The sequence below is a fragment of the Dechloromonas hortensis genome, assembly GCF_009469765.1.
GTDB lineage: Bacteria > Pseudomonadota > Gammaproteobacteria > Burkholderiales > Rhodocyclaceae > Azonexus > Azonexus hortensis.
The window spans coordinates 16449-34055 of the sequence record NZ_SSSQ01000005.1 but is presented as its reverse complement, the minus strand read 5'-3'; the positions used below and the strand labels follow the sequence as shown (position 1 = coordinate 34055).

Below are 17607 nucleotides of genomic sequence, written 5' to 3'. Positions count from 1 at the left end.
TGAATTATCATGGCGGCCATGAAAATCCTGATCGTCGATGACGAACCCGCCATCTCCGAGACGCTGGCCTACGCGTTGCGCAGCGACGGCTTCACGACGGAAAGCTGCACGCTCGGCGCCGAGGCGCTGGCGCTGCTCGGCCGCGGCGACCACGATCTGGTCGTCCTCGATGTCGGCCTGCCCGATATCAGCGGTTTCGACGTCTGCCGCAGTCTGCGCCGGCAATCCGACATCCCGGTCCTGTTCCTGACCGCCCGTTCCGACGAGGTCGACCGCATCGTCGGCCTCGAACTCGGCGGCGACGATTACGTTGCCAAGCCATTCAGCCCGCGCGAGGTGGTTTCCCGCATCCGCGCCATCCTGCGCCGCCTGCGCCCGGAGCCGCGCCTGGCCGCGCCGGCGCCCGCCCCGGCCGGCCGCTTTACCGTCGACGCCGACGGCCAGCGCATCGCCTACCACGGCCAGTGGCTCGGCCTGACCCGCTACGAATACCTGCTGCTGGCGCTGCTGCTCGACCGCCCGGGGCGCATCCTGAGCCGGACGCAGATCATGGAAAACGTCTGGCAGGACGGCGGCGAAAGCCTGGAACGCACTGTCGACACCCACATCAAGACCCTGCGCGGCAAATTGCGCGCGCTGCACCCGGACGAGGACGTCATCCTGACCCATCGCGGCCTCGGCTACAGCGTCGCCGCCGGGTAATGCTGCGGTGAACATCTCCGTCCGCCTCTTTTTCGGCTACTTCCTCGTCGTCGGCCTCGCCGCCTGGTTTGTCCTCAACACCTTCACCAAGGAAACCGAACCCGGCATCCGCCAGGCGACCGAGGAAACCCTGGTCGATACCGCCCACGTGCTGGCCGAAATGGCGGCCCTTGAACTCTCGGCCGGGCACATCGGCCAGGGCAGCTTTGCCGCCTCGATCCGCGCCGCCAGCCGGCGCAGCCCGCAAGCGGTGATCTCCGGCGTGCACAAGGAAACCGTCGATTTCCGCGTCTATATCACCAACCCGAAAGGCATCGTCGTCTATGACTCGGAGGCAAGCGCCCTCGGCGCCGATTTCTCCGGCTGGCGCGACATCGCCCGCGTACTGCGCGGCGAGTACGGCGCGCGCAGCACACGCGACGACCCGGACGATCCCTATTCCTCGGTGATGTACGTCGCCGCGCCGATCTTCTGGCAGGGCGAGCTGATCGGCGTGCTGTCGCTGGCCAAGCCGATGTCCTCGGTCGCCCCCTACGTCGAGCGCGCCGCCCAGCGCGTCAAGCAGGCCGGCCTGCTGCTGCTCGCCGCCACCGCCGCCATCGGCCTCTTTTTCTCCGGCTGGCTGAGCTGGTCGATCAACCGCCTGCGCGCCTACGCCCGCGCCGTCGCCGAAGGCGGCAAGGCCGAACCGCCGACCAGCGGCGGCCGCCAGCTTTCCGAACTGGCCCGTGCCCTGGCCCAGATGCGCGAAAAACTGGAAGGTAAGCAATACGTCGAGAAATACGTGCAGAACCTGGCGCACGAAATGAAAAGCCCGCTCACCGCCGTCATCGGCGCCGCCGAAATCCTCGAAGGCGACCCGCCGGCCGCCGATCGCCGCCGCTTCGCCGACAGCATCAGCGAACAGGCCCGCCGCCTGCAGGCGATCATCGAGCGCATGCTGATGCTGGCCCGCGTCGAGCAATTGCAGTCGCCAGAAGGCATTGCTGCGGTCGACCTGGAAAAAACGCTAAAAACCGCCATCGCCCTACGCCGGCAACCACTCGACGCTCGCCAGCTGACCTGCCAACTGAGCGCCGATGCCGCACCCAGCATCCGCGGCGACGCCTTCCTGCTGCAACAGGCCATCCTCAACCTGCTCGACAACGCCATCGAATTCGCCCCGGCCGGTAGCCACCTCGAAATCGGCCTGGCCAGCACCGAGGGTTATGCCGCAATCACCATTCGCGACTACGGCCAAGGCGCCCCCGACTATGCGCTGCCGCAATTGTTCGAGCGCTTCTACTCCCTGCCCCGCCCGGCCACCGGGCGCAAAAGCACCGGCCTCGGCCTGGCGCTGGTCCGCGAAGTGGCAAGGCTGCATGGCGGCGAAGCGGGGTTCGAGAATCATCCGGCCGGCGGCGGGCGGGCCTGGATTCGCCTGCCGCTGGCCTGAGACCAAGCAACAGGGTCGAGCGCGGCCATAAATCATCGGCCGCCTCTTGCCGCATCCCGGGGTGGCAATGCCATACTACGGCTCACCCAACAGGCAGGCCATTGCGGCCTGACTCAAATACAAAAATTCGGGAGCGGCACCACGCCCCCAATCAAGGAAGCGAGCGACATGTCTGACGTCAGCGATCTCAGCAGTGACAGTGCTGTGTATAAAACCCTTCTTGAATCGACCAAAGCCATTCCGTGGAAGATCGACTGGCAAACCATGACATTTGCTTACATTGGGCCACAGATCGAGCCCCTGCTCGGCTGGAACCAGGAGAGCTGGTGCTCAGCGAACGACTGGGCGATGCGCATCCATCCGGAAGATCGCGACCATGTAGTCAATTTCTGCATTGCCCAGTCGAAGGCTGGGGTCGACCACGAAGCTGACTACCGGGCGCTGACCAAGGAAAACGGTTATGTCTGGATCCGCGATGTCGTCCACGTCGTCCGCAATGACCAGGGCGAAGTTGAATCGCTGATCGGCTTCATGTTCGACATCAGCGAGCGCAAAAAAACCGAAGAAAAATTGCTCATCCTGCAAAAGGAACTGGAAGCGCTGTCCTTCAAGGACGGGCTGACCGGCATTGCCAACCGCCGGCAGCTGGATGCCAGCCTGGACAGGGAATGGGAAAGTGCGCGCAGCAGTCGGTCGCCGCTATCGCTGCTCCTGTTCGATGTCGATTTCTTCAAGCAGTTCAACGACCTGTATGGTCATGTCCAGGGCGATAAATGCCTGACCGACATTGCGCAAACCCTGAACCTGGCTGCAGTGGGTCCGCGCGATGTCGTGGCACGCTTCGGCGGCGAGGAATTTGTCATTTTGTTGCCGGAAACCGATGCCCTCGGTGCACAGAGGGTCGCCAAACGCTGCCAGCGCCTGATCGAAAAACAGGCAATCGCTCACGCCCAATCGCCGCACGGTCAACTGGTCACCGCCAGCATCGGTATCGGCACCGTCGTGCCCGGCCAGCACATGAGCACCACCGACTTCATCCAGGCAGTCGATCGACAATTGTATGCGGCCAAGCAAAACGGCAGGAATCGGATTGAAATGGTGCAGATAGGCGCATAAAGCGCGGGCCAACCTGTACTCAGTGCGGACCTGCGCTGGCGGCGCCACTGCCAGCTTGCCACTGATCGACAAACACCTTGGCATCAGCCAGCAAGTATTCAAAATCTGCTGCGAATCCAGCAGCGTCGGCCAGAAATTCCACCTCGCCCCCGGCCAGGGGATTGGGACGCCGGGCGCGCTGCGCCATTCGGCTTAGCACGTCGGCCATGCCGTCCAATTCGGCATAGCTCTGCAACCAATCCTCTCGCGCCATCAAGCGCATCGCGAAACCGGCAGACTCGGGCAGTTCGTCGAGACGGGCCTCAATCTGACGATAGACCGACTGGCAATACGATGGAAGCACTGCCGGGTGAAAGCGCGCCCAATCGCGGGCCAGAACATGATCGTAAAAGATGTCCACCAACACGCCCGCATAGCGCCGACGCGCTGGCGAGATCCGCGAGCGGCTACGATTAAATGCGGGATGGGTTTCGACAAAGCCGTCGATGGCCCGGTGCAAGGCGACCCCTTGCGCCAAGTCCGCTGGCAGGTCGCCGGGCAGAATCCCTTTGATCCAGTCCCCAATCACGCCACCGACCATCAAGGCGGGTGTTCCTTCTGCGAGAACGGCATGGGCCAGGAAATTCATCGGAACACTTTAACAAGTTTCTTGAGGAACCCCTCGAAATAGAATGGCCGATGGGAAGTCCGGTTGCTGATCGGATAGACCCAACGGCCATTTTCGCCGGCCCAACTTGCTCCTGGCTTCTGCCAAGAGTTGGGGACTTCCTCTCCGGAGACCGGGCATCCTGAACTGACATTCACGCATCAGAGCAATTTGGCTCGACTTCTCTGGGGGGCACTTTCAGTATAGGTCGTGATTCCGGAAAAGTTAGGGGCACGCTAAAAGACGCCCATTGCCAAGCCGGCCGCCAATGCTGCCCCCAGCTCGGTGCAGCGGGCCAGTTCTTCCGGCGGGATTATTTTCGGAGCCAGGATGGCCTCCGGCGTCTGGGCATGGGTGCACACGATCAAGGGCTCGGCGACCGCCTTCAGCCGCCAACCGGTGGCGATGCGCTCGATCTGCCGCGCGGCATTGGCGCCATCGCTGCCGGCACAGATCAGTGTCGCATAGGGGCGGCCGTTGATCCGGTCGAGGGCAGCGTAATAGCTGCGGTCGAAAAAATCCTTGAGCAGCCCGGAAATGGCGCCGAGGTTCTCCGGCGTGGCGAACAGATAGCCGTCAGCGGCGATCACATCGTCGCCCCCGGCGGCGGCGGCATGCAGCAGACGAGGGACGACCTCCGGCTCGGTCGCCGCACCTTCGGCCGCCGCCTTGGCCATTTGCAATGCACCGCCGGTCAGCGAGTGATAGACGATCAGCAGGGTTTTCATCGGGTCAATGTCGTGTTTCGTATCTTGCTGAGTCAGACAGCAATGCCTGCCTTTAGGTCCGGGCGCCGTCGGCCTCTGCTAAAATCGCGGGTCCGATTTTTTGGCGCCGGTTATTTCCTCAAGGCGCCCGCCCTGTGGAGAAAACGCAATGTACCAGTCCCCCCTGCTTCAGGACCTGCATGACCGTGGCCTGATCGCCCAGCTGACCGATGCCGGAACGCTCGACGAGCTGCTGGGCAAAGGGTCGGTGACGCTGTATTGCGGCTTCGATCCGACGGCGGACAGCCTACACCTCGGCCACCTGGTCCCGGTGCTGATCCTGAAGCGCTTCCAGGAAGCCGGCCACAAGCCGATCGCCCTGGTCGGCGGCGCCACCGGCATGATCGGCGACCCGAGCTTCAAGGCCACCGAGCGCAAGCTCAACACGCCGGACGTCATCGCAAGCTGGGTCGGCAAGATTCGCGGCCAGGTCGAACCCTTCCTGAAGTTCGAAGGCGCCAACCCGGCCATCATGGCCAACAACTACGACTGGTTCAGCGGCATGAACTGCCTGGAATTCATGCGCGACATCGGCAAGCACTTCTCGGTCAATGCCATGATCAAGAAGGAATCGGTGCAGCAGCGCCTGGTGCGCGAGGACCAGGGCATCTCCTACACCGAGTTCTCGTACAGCCTGCTGCAGGGTTACGACTTCGCCGAGTTGTACAAGCGCCATGGCTGCGTGCTGCAGATCGGCGGCTCCGACCAGTGGGGCAACATCGTCGCCGGCACCGACCTGACCCGCCGCCTGCACCATCACCAGGTCTACGGCATGACCGTGCCGCTGATCACCAAGGCCGATGGCACCAAGTTCGGCAAGACCGAATCCGGCGCCATCTGGCTCGACCCGAAGAAGACTTCGCCCTACGCCTTCTACCAGTTCTGGCTGAACACGGCCGATGCCGACGTTTACAAATTCCTCAAATTCTTCACCTTTTTGCCGGTCGACCGCATCAACGAGATCGAAGCCGCCGACAAGGCCAGCGGCAGCAAGCCGGAAGCCCAGCGCATCCTGGCCGAGGAAGCCACCCGCCTGGTGCACGGCGAGGTCGCGCTGATGGCCGCCCGCCGGATCAGCGCCAGCCTGTTCTCCGGTGAACTGGCCGACTTGACCGAAAACGACCTCGAACAACTGGCCCAGGACGGCATGCCCGGTGTTCAACTCGACAAGGCCAACGGCAGCCTGATCGACGCGCTGGTCGCGGCTAATCTGGCCAAGTCGAAGTCGGAAGCCCGCACCTTCATCCAGGGCGGCAGCGTTGCCGTCAATGGCAGCAAGGTCGATGCGCTGGAACACGTCATCAGCGGCGAAGAACTGCTCTACGGCCGCTTCACCATCCTGCGCCGCGGCAAGAAGAACTACGGTCTGATCAGCTGGCAATAAAGCCGGCCAATCAAAGCCAAAAGGCGCCGACCAGTCCGCTGGTCGGCGCCTTTTTTACGTCAATCCGCCGCGTTCCGCACAAAGCACGCCAGGCGGACATCCACCGTCACCGACAGCGCCGTCAGCGCTGCCGCCCGGGCTCGCCCTTCGGCGCTGGCCCGGTAGAGATGCGGCGTCATCGCCAGCAGATCGGCAATCTGCTCCTGGCCGCAGAGGTCCAGCGGGAAGCGGACGCTTTCGCTGCCCAGGCTGGTAAAGCCGGCCGGCATCTGCTGGTCGGCGGGGCGCTCCGGCTTCAGCGCCGGGTAGATGATTTCGCGCAATTCACGCAGGTGATCCGGCCCGGCATCGACCTGCAACAAGCGGCCACCGGCCTTGAGAACGCGGGCAAACTCGCTATAGACCGGAAAGCCGAACATGCACAACAGCCGATCGAGCGTGCCCGGCAGCACCGGCAGATTGGCGTTGCTGCCGACCACCCAGTTCGGCCGCTTGTCCTGCTTGGCGGCCGAGAGCACTGCCCACTTTGAGATATCCAGCCCGAGCATGGCCAGGCTCTGCTGCTCCGGCGTCGCCGCCGCCAATTGGCGCATGTAGTAGCCCTCGCCGCAACCGGCATCGAGGCAACTGGCGGCGGGTGGCAGGTCGGCCAGCACGGCCCGGCTGACCGCAGCAGCAATCGGCTGATAGTTACCAGCATTGAGGAAGCGCCGGCGGGCAGCGACCATCTCCTTGCTGTCCCCGGGATCAAGCGACCTTTTTTTCTGGACCGGCAACAGGTGGGTGTAGCCCTGACTGGCAATGTCGAAACTGTGCCCGGCGGCGCAACGCCAACTCGTGCCCTGGCAATATAACGGGGCGCCGTCCAGCGGGCAGGCCAGCACCTGGAAGGGAGTGATGCTCATCGGACGATTTTCCCCGACGCGTTGTCCCGGCCAATCTGCTTCATAAAAACCTTCCGACTCCATGAGCTAAAGTAAGTAGATGGTATCCAGAAATCGATAAAATCTTTCGGTCACCATCCATGTTCAAGATTTCGTTCTGACGCAGATCATTCGATTTAATCGAACGATGCAGTATGTTTTTACTCGTTAATATTTTCACCATCCTGAACTAGGATGACTCACTCGATGACCACCGGAGATTCAAGCGAATGAAGATGACGACAGCTATTGAGCGCGGCACTGAATACCTTTGCATCAAGCTGGGTGACGTTGTGACGGCGATCGAACAGGTCGCCGTGGTCAAAGGCCTCGCCATGTGGGAAGTTGAACGGACATTGGGTGGCGGAACGAGAAAGCGCCTGATCGTGCCGGCCCGTTCGCTGCTGCCGCTCGGCGGCCCGGGGACCGGTAGCCTGCAAGGCGCCTAGGCGCCAGCTGGCCCAATCAGGGCATTTCCGGCGGTCGACCGCTGGAAATGCCTTTTTTTTCGACTCGCCGCAGCCTAGCCGGGCTGCGCCTGGGCAAACTGCCCGCGCAAACCCTCGATCGCCTCGGCTTCGCCGCGCAGGCGGAAGAAGGCGCCGTCTTCGTCGGCCCGTTCCTCCAGCACCTGGCAACTGGCGTAGATGTCCTTACGCAACTGCTGGGCCGACCAGGGCAGGAAAAGTTCGGCTTCGACCAGCCCCTGCTGGAAGAAGGCGATGATGGTCAGGCGCAGCTTCGCCACCTCCTCCGGACGGCGGGCGCTCATCACGACGCAATCCGGGTATTTGGCGCGCAGGGCGGCTTCGCACTCGGCCTGCGCCGCTGCGTCGCCGACATGGTCGATCTTGTTGAAGATGCGCAGACGCGGCACGGTGTCGGCGTCGATCTCGGCCAGCACCTTGTCGGTAACTTCCAGTTGGCGCTCGAAACCGGGGTCGCTGGCGTCGATCACGTGGAGCAGCAGGCCGGCATCGAGCGCTTCGTCGAGGGTCGATTTGAACGAGGCGACCAGGCCGTGCGGCAGGTTCTTGATGAAGCCGACGGTATCGCTGACCAGCACGCGCGGCACGCTTTCCGGGTGCAGCGTGCGCACCGTGGTATCGAGCGTCGCGAACAGCTTGTTGGCGACCAGCACTTCGCTGCCGGTCAGGGCGCGCATCAGCGTCGATTTGCCGGCATTGGTGTAGCCGACCAAGGCGACGCTGGCCAGTCCCTGGCGTTCCTGGCGGCGGGCGCGCTGGGTCTTGCGCTCGGCTTCCATGGCGACGATTTCCAGTTGCAGTTCGGCGATCCGGTCGCGGATCTTGCGGCGATCCAGTTCGGTATGCGATTCGCCGGCGCCGCGGCCGCCGACGCCGCTGCGTTGCCGGCCCTGCGGCCCGGCCAGCTTGGCGGCTTCGCGCAGGCGCGGCGCCATGTAGCCGAGGCGAGCGATTTCGACCTGCGCCTTGGCGGCACGCGAGCGGGCGTTGTTATGGAAAATTTCGAGGATGACCATGGTGCGGTCCATGACGCCGCAGCCGGTTTCCTTTTCCAGATTGCGCGCCTGCGACGGCGAAATCTCGTGATCGACCAGCACGGCCTCGATCTCGCATTCGGCTTCGTGATTCACGTAGTGTTCGATTTCCTGGCGCTTGCCAATCCCGAGATAACCCGTCGTATCGAAACTGCCCCGCTTCTGGATGAAGGTGCGGACCACCGTGTAGCCCAGCGTCTTGGCCAGTTCGCGCAGTTCGGCCAGCGAGGCCTCGAATTCGATGTCGCTGACCTGGGGCAGCTGGACGGACGCCACCACGGCGTAGACGGGCTTCTCTTTAACTTCTGTTTGCATTCCTGAATTGCTTCTTTTCTATGGGCAAAGACAGATAGTACCTGTCAAAGCGGGGTGTACCGGCATCCAGTAACGTCCCACCACCCTCGCCCGGCCAGCCGAAAACCCGGCTTCACGCCCGCTTCACACGGCTTCACGCTGCCTTCGACAGGCGTTCACGCAGCAGGCCGAGACTGGGCTCACTTTCAAACAAGGGAGCCTGAAATGGACAAGAAACTGCTCTTCAAGATTGCCGCGATCTGCTTCATGTCGCTGTTGCTGCTCGTCCCGCTCGGCCTGATCGAGGGCCAGATCCGCGAGCGCAGCCAGCGCCAGAACGAGGTGCAGGCGAGCATCGCCAACAGCGCAGCCGGCGAGCAGACGCTGGTCGGGCCGGTGATCGCCGTGCATTACCGGGAACAGATCGAAGTGCCGATTCCGGAAGGCGAAGCCGGCATGGCCGGAAAAAGCCGTTTGCAGGTGGTCGACCGCAGCCTTCTGCTGCCGCCGGAAAGCCTGAACATGAGCGGCGAAACGGTGGTCGAAACACGCAACCGTGGGATTTACCAGGCCCGGCTGTTCCGCCTCGGCCTGGCGAGCAGCGGCCGTTTCGTCGTCAAGCCGCTGGGCGAAGCGCGCAGCGGCGGCCGCATCCTCGAAGCCAGCGCCCAGTTGCTGCTCGGCATTGCCGACCCGCGCGGCGTCAATAACGATCCCGAGGTGCTGATCAACGGCAAGACCTACCGTTTTGCCTCGCCGGGCAGCAAAGACAAGGGCGAGCCGGAATCCGCCGTGCGCCGGCTGAGCATCGAACTCGGCCCGCTCGACATCCAGCGCGAAAACCGTTTCGATTTCAGCTTTCCGCTGCAGTTGACCGGCACCGCCCGGCTGGCCATCGCGCCGACCGGCGAGGCCAACCACATCGAGCTGAAATCGGCCTGGCCGCACCCGAACTTCGGCGGTCGCTTCCTGCCCGGCAGCCGCACAGTTAACAAGGATGGTTTCGGCGCCCGCTGGGAAATCTCGCATCTGGCGCGCAATTTCGAGGCGACGCTGAATCCGGCACGCGGCGAGTATCTGAGCATCGATTTCGTCGACCCGGTCAATGTCTACCTGCAGTCGGAACGGGCGGTCAAATATGGCGTACTGTTCATTGCGCTGACCTTTGCCGGCTTTTTCCTGACCGAAATCTTGCGCCGCTCGCCGATCCACCCGATGCAATACCTGCTGGTCGGCCTGGCGCTAGCCATCTTCTTCCTGTTGCTGATCGCCTTCTCGGAACACCTGCCTTTCTACGCCGCCTACGGCCTGTCGGCAGTCGCCTGCATCGGGCTGATCGCTACCTACCTGGCCGGCGCGCTCGGCGGCATGCGCCAGGGCCTCGCCTTCGGCGGCGGGCTGACCGGCCTCTACGGCGTGCTCTACGGCGTCCTGCTCTCCGAGGACAACGCGCTGCTGATGGGCAGCGTGCTGCTCTTCCTCGCCCTCGGCGCCACCATGCTCGCCACCCGCCGCCTCAACTGGTATCGCCTCGGCGCCCAACTCAGCGGCGAGGGCGAGGCATGAATGCACGTCGCCTGTTGCCGCTGCTCGGGCCGCTGCTGTTGCTGGCACTCGCCTGGCACCTGAAACATCCGCTGCTGTACGGCCTGCGCCAAGTCGAAACGCCACTACTGCTCGGCCTCGCCCTCGGCGGCCTGGTCTGGCACCGAGGCAGGTCGGAGCACCTGCCGCGCCTCTTTCGCCTCCTGCTGCTGGCGGTGCTCGCCGTCACGCTGGGCCGCGAAGGCGAATACCGATACCAGCGCGCCGCCGTGCTGGCCGGTGGCTCGCCGATGCAGGCGGTCGGCCAGCATTTCATCGTCGGCTACAGCGACTTCGCTGAAGTGCGCCAACTGGCGGTGGACGGCCTGATCGGCGGCATCTATCTAGCCCGGCGCAACCTGCGGGGCCGGACGCTGGCCGACGTGGCGGCCGAGATCGCCGAGCTGCAGGCCGTCCGCCAACGGGCCGAACTGCCGCCGCTGATCGTCGCCGGTGACCAGGAGGGCGGCCCGGTCTCGCACCTGTCGCCGCTGCTCGAAGCCCTGCCGCCACTGGCCAGCCTGGTTGGCGCCGGCGACCCCGCCGCTTGCGCCCGCCGTTATGGCCGGCGACAGGGGCAAGGCCTGGCGGCGCTCGGCGTCAATCTAAATTTCGGCCCGGTCGTCGACCTGCGACCGGCCGGCGCCGACCAAGCGCACGACCGCCTGACCCGGCTGGCGGCCCGCGCCATCGCCGCCGACCCGGCCACGGTCGGCACGGTCGCCGCCGGCTATATCGAAGGCTTGGGCGAACGCGGCATCCGCGCCACGCTGAAGCACTTCCCCGGCCTCGGCCGGGTCGAACAGGACACCCATCTGCGCGCCGGCCGCCTCGACCAAACGCCGGCCGAGCTGGCCGAAGACTGGCAGCCGTTCCGGCAACTGGCCGGCCAGCTCGGGGCGGCGATGATGCTCGGCCATGTCAAGCTGGCCGCCATCGACCCGCAGCGCGCCGCCTCGCATTCGGCCGCGGTGGTCGACGGCCTGCTGCGCGGCGCCTGGGGTTACGACGGCGTGCTGATTACCGACGATCTCAACATGGGCGCCGTCTACGATCTCGGCATCGGCCGGGTGGCGGCCGAGGCGCTCGCCGCCGGGGTCGATCTGGTGCTGGTTTCCTACGATCCGCGCCAGGTTTACCGGGCCATTTACGGCGCGGCGCGGGCGCTCGCCGACGGCAGCATCGTCGCCTCCCGTTTGCGCCACAGCGAACAGCGGCTGGCCGAGTTCATCCCGGCCGGGGAAAGCAGGGCCGAGGCCGGCAGCAATGCTAAAATCGCGGCCCCTGTTTCGTTCCGATGTCCCGATGCGCCAGCTGATTCTCGACTTGCTGCCCGAAAGCCCCCCGACGCTGGATAACTTCGTCCCCGGCGGCAACGCGGAAACCGTCACCGCGCTGACCGAATGGCTGGCCGGCGGCCTCGGCGACACCTCGTTCTGCCTCTACGGCGAATCGGGCTGCGGCCGCTCCCACCTGTTGCAGGCCAGCGACTTCGAGTACGTCGATGCGGCGAGCAACCGCTCGCTGAAGGGCGTCGGCGAAATTGCCGAACTGGCGGTGGACAATGTCGAGGCGCTCGACGCCGACGGCCAGATCGCCCTCTTCAACCATTTCAACCGGCTGAAAATGGCCGGTGGACGCCTGTTGACCGCAGCACCGCAGCCGCCGGCCCACCTCGCGCTGCGCGAAGACCTGCGGACCCGCCTCGGCTCCGGCCTGATCTACCGGCTGCAGCCGCTGACCGATGGCGAAAAGGCCGAAGCGGTCGCCGCCCAGGCCCGCGAACGTGCCCTCAAGCTGACGCCGGAAGCGATCAACTACCTGCTGCGCCACGCCGCGCGCGACATGCGCACGCTGTCGATGCTGGTCGTCGCCCTCGACCAATACACCCTCGAACAAAAACGCCCGGTCACGCTGCCCCTGCTGCGCGAACTGCTCAACCTGGAAAATTCGTGATGAATCTCGCCCTCTTCGACCTCGACAACACCCTGCTCAGCGGCGACTCCGATTTCGAGTGGGCACAATTCCTCATTTCCCGAGGCGTCGTCGACCGCGAGATCCAGGAAGCCAAAAACATCGAGTTCTACGAGCACTACAAGGCCGGCACGCTCGACATCTACGAATTCCTCAATTTCCAGTTGTCACCGCTGACCCGCCACAGTCGCGCCGAACTCGATGCCTGGCACCGCGAGTACATGGCCCGGCACATCCGGCCGATCATCGGCGCTCCAGCCCGCGCCCTGGTCAAACAGCACCTCGACGACGGCGACCTGTGCGCCATCGTGACCGCCACCAACAGCTTCGTCACCGGGCCGATTGCCCGTGAACTGGGCATTCCGCACCTGATCGGCACGATTCCGGCGGTCGACGTCGCCAACGGGGCATTTTCCGGCGCCCCGCGCGGCACGCCGTCCTTCCAGGCCGGCAAGATCGAACGCGTCGAAGCCTGGCTCGAATCGCTCGGCCTGTGGTGGGGCAGCTTTGACGACAGCTTCTTCTACAGCGACTCGCACAACGACCTGCCGCTGATGCGTAAGGTCAGGACGCCGGTCGCCGTCGATCCCGACGACAAACTGCGCCAGTACAGCGCCGAACAAGGCTGGAAGGTGATCAGCCTGCGCTGACCATGCTGAGCATCCCCTACCTGAGCGCCGAAGCGCCTTACGCGACGATCGCCATCGTCGTCGCGCTGTTCTTCATCCTGCGCCCACTGAAGGCGATGCGCCGCTCGCTGGTCAACACCAGCGTCTTTTTCTCCGCCTGCCTGCTCGGCGACCTGCTCGCCGGACTCATGCTCTCCGAGCACCGCTTCTCGGCCATCGCCCAGCTGCTGCGCCAGCTGAGCATCTTCGGCGAAGGCCTGGCGGTGATCCGTTTTATCGGCCTGGCCTGGTTCAACGTCGCCCTGCCCCGCGCCCACATCCGGATTTCAGGCATCCTGGCCGACATCCTGGTCATCATCGGCTACATCGGCTGGGCCTTTTTCCGCCTCAACCAGTCCGGCGTCGAACTGACCCACCTGTTCGCCACCTCGGCCATCCTCACCGCCGTCCTCGCCATTTCGATGCAGGACACGCTGGGCAACCTGCTCGGCGGGCTCGCCCTGCAGATGGACAATTCGCTGGAAATCGGCGACTGGATCAAGATCGACGACCTCTCGGGCCAGGTTACCGACATTCAATGGCGCTACACGGCGATCGTCACCCGCAGCGGCGAAAAGGCCATCGTCCCCAACAGCCAGTTGATGAAGGGGCGCTACTACGTGCTGTGCGACAAGAATGCCGAGAATCCGAGCTGGCGCCGCAACATCGAATTCAACATCGACCTTTCCGTACCGCCCGGGCGCCTGATCCGCCTGATCGAATCCGACCTCGCCGCCGCCACCATCCCGCACGTCGCCCAGACGCCACCACCGAGTTGCGTGCTGATGAGCTTCGGGCCGGGCTACGCCCATTACGTACTGCGCTACTGGCTGCAGAATCCGCAACTCGACGACCCGACCGACTCCGAGGTCCGCAGCCACGTACTGGCCACCCTGCAGCGCAGCGGCATCCGCCTCGCCACCGACGACCACATCATTCACCTGGTCAAGGAAGGCACGGCGCACCGGGAAACGGTGCAGAACCGCGAACTCAAACGGCGCCTGCAGGCGATCGACAGCATCGAACTGTTCGCCCGCCTGTCGGACAGCGAAAAACAGCATCTCGCCGAACACCTGATCAATGCGCCCTTTGCCCGCGGCGACATCCTGACCCGCCAGGGCGCCATCGCCCACTGGCTTTACATCATTGTCGACGGCGAAGTCGAGGCCTGGTGGCAACCACCCGAAGGGCCGCGCCGCCTGCTCGAAAAGCGCGGCCCGGGCAGCGTTTTTGGCGAAATCGGCCTGATGACCGGCGCTCCACGCCGGGCCACCGTCGTCGCGACGACCGACGTCGAAGCCTATCGCCTGGACAAGGACGGCTTCCAGGAAATCATTCGCCAGCGCCCGGAACTCGCCGACAGCCTGTCTGCCACCCTGGCGAGCCGCCTGCGCCGCTTCAACGACCTGGAACGGGGCTACCACGAAGGGCGCGACGAGCAAGCCCGGCAGACACAGGGCAGCGCTGCGATCGGCCAAAAGATCCGCGAATTCTTTGGCCTAGACTGACTGAAAAAGCCTCGTAACCCATGAAAAATCATCGATTTGCAGTAAAATCGGCTTTTTTCCGCAGCGCCCCGGCGCTCACTGAACGGTAATTCGTGATCCGCAAATTCATTTCCCGCGTTTTAGGCGGCAAAAAAGCCAAGGCCGGCCATCATGAGCCGGCCGTCATCCCCGTCTCCACCCACGGCATCACCCGCGACCGCATCAGCTCGGGCAGCCGGCGCACCTGCGAAACCCTGCAGCAGCACGGCCACAAGGCCTACGTCGTCGGCGGCGCCGTGCGCGACCTGCTGATCGGCGCCGAGCCGAAGGATTTCGACATCGCGACCGACGCGACGCCGGAAGAAGTCCGCCGCTATTTCCGCCGCGCCCGCATCATCGGCCGCCGCTTCCAGATCGTGCACGTCATGATGGGCCAGGAAACGCTGGAAGTGACCACTTTCCGCGGCACGCTGGACGAAAAGACGAAGACCGACGAACACGGCCGCGTGCTGCACGACAACGTCTTCGGCAGCCACGCCGAGGATGCCGCCCGCCGCGATTTCACCGCCAACGCGCTGTACTACGACCCGGCCACTGAAGCAGTCATCGACTATCACCACGGCGTCGGCGATCTCAAGCAGAAAACCCTGCGCATGATCGGTGAACCGCGCACCCGCTACCGCGAAGACCCGGTGCGCATGCTGCGCGCCGTCCGCCTCGCCGCCAAGCTCGGCCTGTTCATCGACCCGGAAGCCAAGAAGCCGATCCGCGAAATGGCCAGCCTGCTCGAAAACGTGCCGGCCGCCCGCCTGTTCGACGAAATGCTCAAGCTGCTGACCTCCGGGCACTCGGTCAAATGCATCACCCAGTTGCGCGACGAAGGCCTGCACCACGGCCTGCTGCCGCTGCTCGACGTCATTCTCGAACAGCCGATGGGCGAAAAATTCGTCATGCTGTCGCTAGCCAACACCGATGAGCGCGTCCGCCAGGGCAAGGGCATTTCCCCGGGCTTCCTGTTCGCGACGCTGCTCTGGCACGAAGTGCTGGTCCATTGGGAAAAGCTCAAGGCCAAGGGCGAGGCGAAGATTCCGGCGCTCTATCAGGCGATGGACACGGTGATCGACGTCCAGGGCGAAAAACTCGCCATCACCCGGCGCATCGCCGGCGACATCAAGGACATCTGGGCCCTGCAGCCGCGCTTCGAACAGCGCGCCGGCAAGCGCCCCTACGGCCTGCTCGAACAGCCGCGCTTCCGCGCCGGTTACGACTTCCTGCTGCTGCGCGCCGAATCCGGCGAAATCGACATGGAGGTCGCCGACTGGTGGACGCGCTTCCAGGCGGTCGACGGCGAGGAACGGGCCGAAATGCTGCTGCCCGAACAGGCCGCCGACAAGAAAAAGCGCCGGCGCCGCAAGAAGCCGGCCACCGTAGGCACCACCAGCCCGAGCGAATGAACACCGCCTACATCGCGCTCGGGGCCAATCTCGGCGACCCGGCCGCTACCGTGCGCGCCGCCTTTGCCGCACTGGCCAACCTGCCGCACAGCCGCCTCGTCCGCAGCTCCTCGCTATACCGGACGGCGCCGGTCGGTCTCACCGAGCAGCCCGAGTTCATCAACGCTGCCGCCGCGCTGGAAACGACACTGGCCCCGGAAGCGCTGCTTGATGCGCTGTTCGACATCGAGGCCCGCTTCGGGCGCCAGCGTGCCGAGCGTAACGGCCCGCGCACGCTGGACCTCGACCTGCTGCTCTACGCCGACCTCGAACTCGACCTGCCGCGCCTGACCCTGCCCCACCCACGCCTGCACCTGCGCGCCTTCGTGCTGCAGCCGCTGGCCGAAATCGCGCCTGATCTGCGCCTGCCGCGGCGCGGCCCCATCGCTGCCTGGCTGCCGGCCGTCGCCAACCAGGGCATCGTCCGCCTGTGAATATCCTCGGTTTCAACATCCCGGTGCTCTGGCAGACCGTGGTGCTCCTGGCGCTATCGAACGTCTTCATGACTTTCGCCTGGTATGCGCACCTGAAGAACCTCAACGAGAAGCCGTGGTGGATCGCCGCCCTCTTTTCCTGGGGTATCGCCCTCTTCGAATACTTGATCCAGGTGCCGGCCAACCGTATCGGCCACGCCGAAATGAGTCTCGGCCAGTTGAAGATCCTGCAGGAAGTGATCACGCTGGCCGTCTTCGTTCCCTTCGTCGTCTTTTACATGGACCAGCCGCTGAAGCTTGACTACCTGTGGGCTGCCCTGTGTATCCTAGGCGCCGTCTATTTTGTTTTCAGGACTTGAATGTCTGCCCAAACCATCACCCGCCGCCTGACCCAGGCCGATCTCGCCAAGCTTTACGCTGCTGGTGAAAAGGTCTCGATGTTCACCTGCTACGACGCCAGCTTCGCCCGTCTGCTCGACGGTGCCGGCGTCGAAACGCTGCTGATCGGCGATTCGCTGGGTAACGTCATCCAGGGCCACGACACGACGCTACCGGTCACCGTCGCCGATATCGCCTACCACACCGCCGCCGTCAAGCGCGGCAGCGACCATGCTTTCATCCTCGCCGACATGCCGTTCGGCAGCTATCAGGAATCGCCGGAACAGGCTTTCCGCAACGCCGTGACGCTGATGGCGGCCGGCGCCCAGATGGTCAAGCTCGAAGGCGGCGCGGAAATGGCGGCTACCGTCGAATTCCTGACCCATCGCGGCATTCCGGTCTGCGGTCACCTTGGCCTGACGCCGCAGTCGGTACATGCGCTGGGCGGCTACAAGGTGCAGGGCAAGGGCGAAGCCGCCGCCCAGCGCCTGAAGGACGATGCGCTGCTGCTTCAGCAAGCCGGTGCCACGATGCTCGTCCTCGAAGCGATTCCCGCCGCGCTGGCGGCTGAAGTCACGGCCAGCCTGAACATCATCACCATCGGCATCGGCGCCGGCAAGGACTGCTCCGGCCAGGTCCTGGTCCTGCACGACGCCTTCGACATTCCGCCCGGCAAGAAGGCCAAGTTCGTTCGCAACTTCATGGACGGCGCCAGCAGCCTGCACGATGCAGCCGTCCGCGCCGTCGCCGCCATCAAGGACGGCAGCTACCCGGCCCCCGAACATACCTACGCCGGCTAA

Annotated in this window: 18 protein-coding genes; 14 read left to right on the top strand and 4 right to left on the bottom strand. The window is 64.5% G+C overall.

Annotation, left to right across the window (positions count from 1 at the left end):
* Window positions 1-9 precede the first annotated feature (9 nt).
* The 3 genes from creB (at window position 10) to GH663_RS10060 (ending at window position 3253) form a co-directional block, all read left to right on the top strand.
* On the top strand, window positions 10-702 hold the full coding sequence (creB, locus tag GH663_RS10070) for a two-component system response regulator CreB (RefSeq protein WP_246181552.1): 693 nt from the start codon (window positions 10-12) through the stop codon (window positions 700-702).
* A gap of 7 nt (window positions 703-709) precedes the next feature.
* Window positions 710-2137 (top strand): two-component system sensor histidine kinase CreC, encoded by a 1428-nt coding sequence (creC, locus tag GH663_RS10065; RefSeq protein ID WP_153131498.1) that lies wholly within the window; start codon window positions 710-712, stop codon window positions 2135-2137.
* A 168-nt stretch (window positions 2138-2305) separates the two neighbouring features.
* Window positions 2306-3253, top strand: coding sequence for a sensor domain-containing diguanylate cyclase (locus tag GH663_RS10060; protein ID WP_153131497.1), 948 nt, complete (start codon window positions 2306-2308; stop codon window positions 3251-3253).
* 19 nt (window positions 3254-3272) lie between these two features.
* On the opposite strand, the gene GH663_RS10055 is transcribed toward GH663_RS10060, so the two are convergent.
* Together GH663_RS10055 and GH663_RS10050 are read right to left on the bottom strand one after the other, a co-directional pair.
* The gene (locus GH663_RS10055; protein ID WP_153131496.1) at window positions 3273-3881 is read right to left on the bottom strand and encodes an acyl carrier protein phosphodiesterase; all 609 of its coding nucleotides are present in this window, start codon (window positions 3879-3881) and stop codon (window positions 3273-3275) included.
* A gap of 254 nt (window positions 3882-4135) precedes the next feature.
* Window positions 4136-4627 carry a flavodoxin family protein gene (locus GH663_RS10050; protein WP_211371116.1) on the bottom strand — a complete coding sequence of 164 codons (492 nt, stop codon included), beginning with the start codon at window positions 4625-4627 and terminating at the stop codon, window positions 4136-4138.
* 148 nt (window positions 4628-4775) lie between these two features.
* Between GH663_RS10050 and tyrS the strand changes: the two genes are divergently transcribed.
* Window positions 4776-6050 carry a tyrosine--tRNA ligase gene (gene tyrS / locus GH663_RS10045; RefSeq protein ID WP_153131494.1) on the top strand — a complete coding sequence of 425 codons (1275 nt, stop codon included), beginning with the start codon at window positions 4776-4778 and terminating at the stop codon, window positions 6048-6050.
* 59 nt (window positions 6051-6109) lie between these two features.
* On the opposite strand, the gene GH663_RS10040 is transcribed toward tyrS, so the two are convergent.
* Entirely contained in the window at window positions 6110-6955 is an 846-nt protein-coding gene (locus GH663_RS10040; RefSeq protein ID WP_153131493.1) for a putative RNA methyltransferase, read from the bottom strand.
* A 254-nt stretch (window positions 6956-7209) separates the two neighbouring features.
* On the opposite strand from GH663_RS10040, the gene GH663_RS10035 reads away from it, so the two are divergent.
* Complete coding sequence (locus GH663_RS10035; protein ID WP_153131492.1) at window positions 7210-7422, top strand: hypothetical protein; 213 nt, start codon at window positions 7210-7212, stop codon at window positions 7420-7422.
* Between the two features lie 74 nt (window positions 7423-7496).
* Here the strand turns inward: GH663_RS10035 and hflX are convergent, their stop codons facing one another.
* Entirely contained in the window at window positions 7497-8810 is a 1314-nt protein-coding gene (gene hflX, locus GH663_RS10030) for a GTPase HflX (RefSeq protein ID WP_153131491.1), read from the bottom strand.
* A gap of 204 nt (window positions 8811-9014) precedes the next feature.
* Here hflX and creD point away from each other — a divergent pair, with 204 nt between their 5' ends.
* The 9 genes from creD to panB all read left to right on the top strand — a co-directional run bounded on the left by creD (window position 9015) and on the right by panB (window position 17607).
* Window positions 9015-10355, top strand: a complete 1341-nt coding sequence (creD, locus tag GH663_RS10025) for a cell envelope integrity protein CreD (protein WP_153131490.1) — start codon at window positions 9015-9017, stop codon at window positions 10353-10355.
* Complete coding sequence (locus GH663_RS10020; RefSeq protein WP_153131489.1) at window positions 10352-11731, top strand: glycoside hydrolase family 3 N-terminal domain-containing protein; 1380 nt, start codon at window positions 10352-10354, stop codon at window positions 11729-11731. The genes creD and GH663_RS10020 overlap by 4 nt, the downstream gene beginning before the upstream one ends.
* Window positions 11679-12329 (top strand): DnaA regulatory inactivator Hda, encoded by a 651-nt coding sequence (gene hda / locus GH663_RS10015; RefSeq protein WP_246181551.1) that lies wholly within the window; start codon window positions 11679-11681, stop codon window positions 12327-12329. Before GH663_RS10020 ends, hda begins: the two co-directional genes overlap by 53 nt.
* A complete protein-coding gene (locus GH663_RS10010) occupies window positions 12329-12997 on the top strand; it encodes a histidinol-phosphatase (RefSeq protein ID WP_153131487.1) in 669 nt (222 codons plus the stop codon). Before hda ends, GH663_RS10010 begins: the two co-directional genes overlap by 1 nt.
* A 2-nt stretch (window positions 12998-12999) precedes the next feature.
* Window positions 13000-14523, top strand: coding sequence for a mechanosensitive ion channel family protein (locus GH663_RS10005; protein ID WP_153131486.1), 1524 nt, complete (start codon window positions 13000-13002; stop codon window positions 14521-14523).
* Between the two features lie 92 nt (window positions 14524-14615).
* Window positions 14616-15956 (top strand): polynucleotide adenylyltransferase PcnB, encoded by a 1341-nt coding sequence (gene pcnB / locus GH663_RS10000; RefSeq protein WP_153131485.1) that lies wholly within the window; start codon window positions 14616-14618, stop codon window positions 15954-15956.
* On the top strand, window positions 15953-16429 hold the full coding sequence (gene folK, locus GH663_RS09995; protein WP_153131484.1) for a 2-amino-4-hydroxy-6-hydroxymethyldihydropteridine diphosphokinase: 477 nt from the start codon (window positions 15953-15955) through the stop codon (window positions 16427-16429). Before pcnB ends, folK begins: the two co-directional genes overlap by 4 nt.
* Window positions 16426-16788: a DMT family protein gene (locus GH663_RS09990; RefSeq protein ID WP_211371115.1), complete on the top strand. Its 363-nt coding sequence runs from the start codon at window positions 16426-16428 to the stop codon at window positions 16786-16788. The genes folK and GH663_RS09990 overlap by 4 nt, the downstream gene beginning before the upstream one ends.
* Entirely contained in the window at window positions 16789-17607 is an 819-nt protein-coding gene (panB, locus tag GH663_RS09985) for a 3-methyl-2-oxobutanoate hydroxymethyltransferase (RefSeq protein WP_153131483.1), read from the top strand.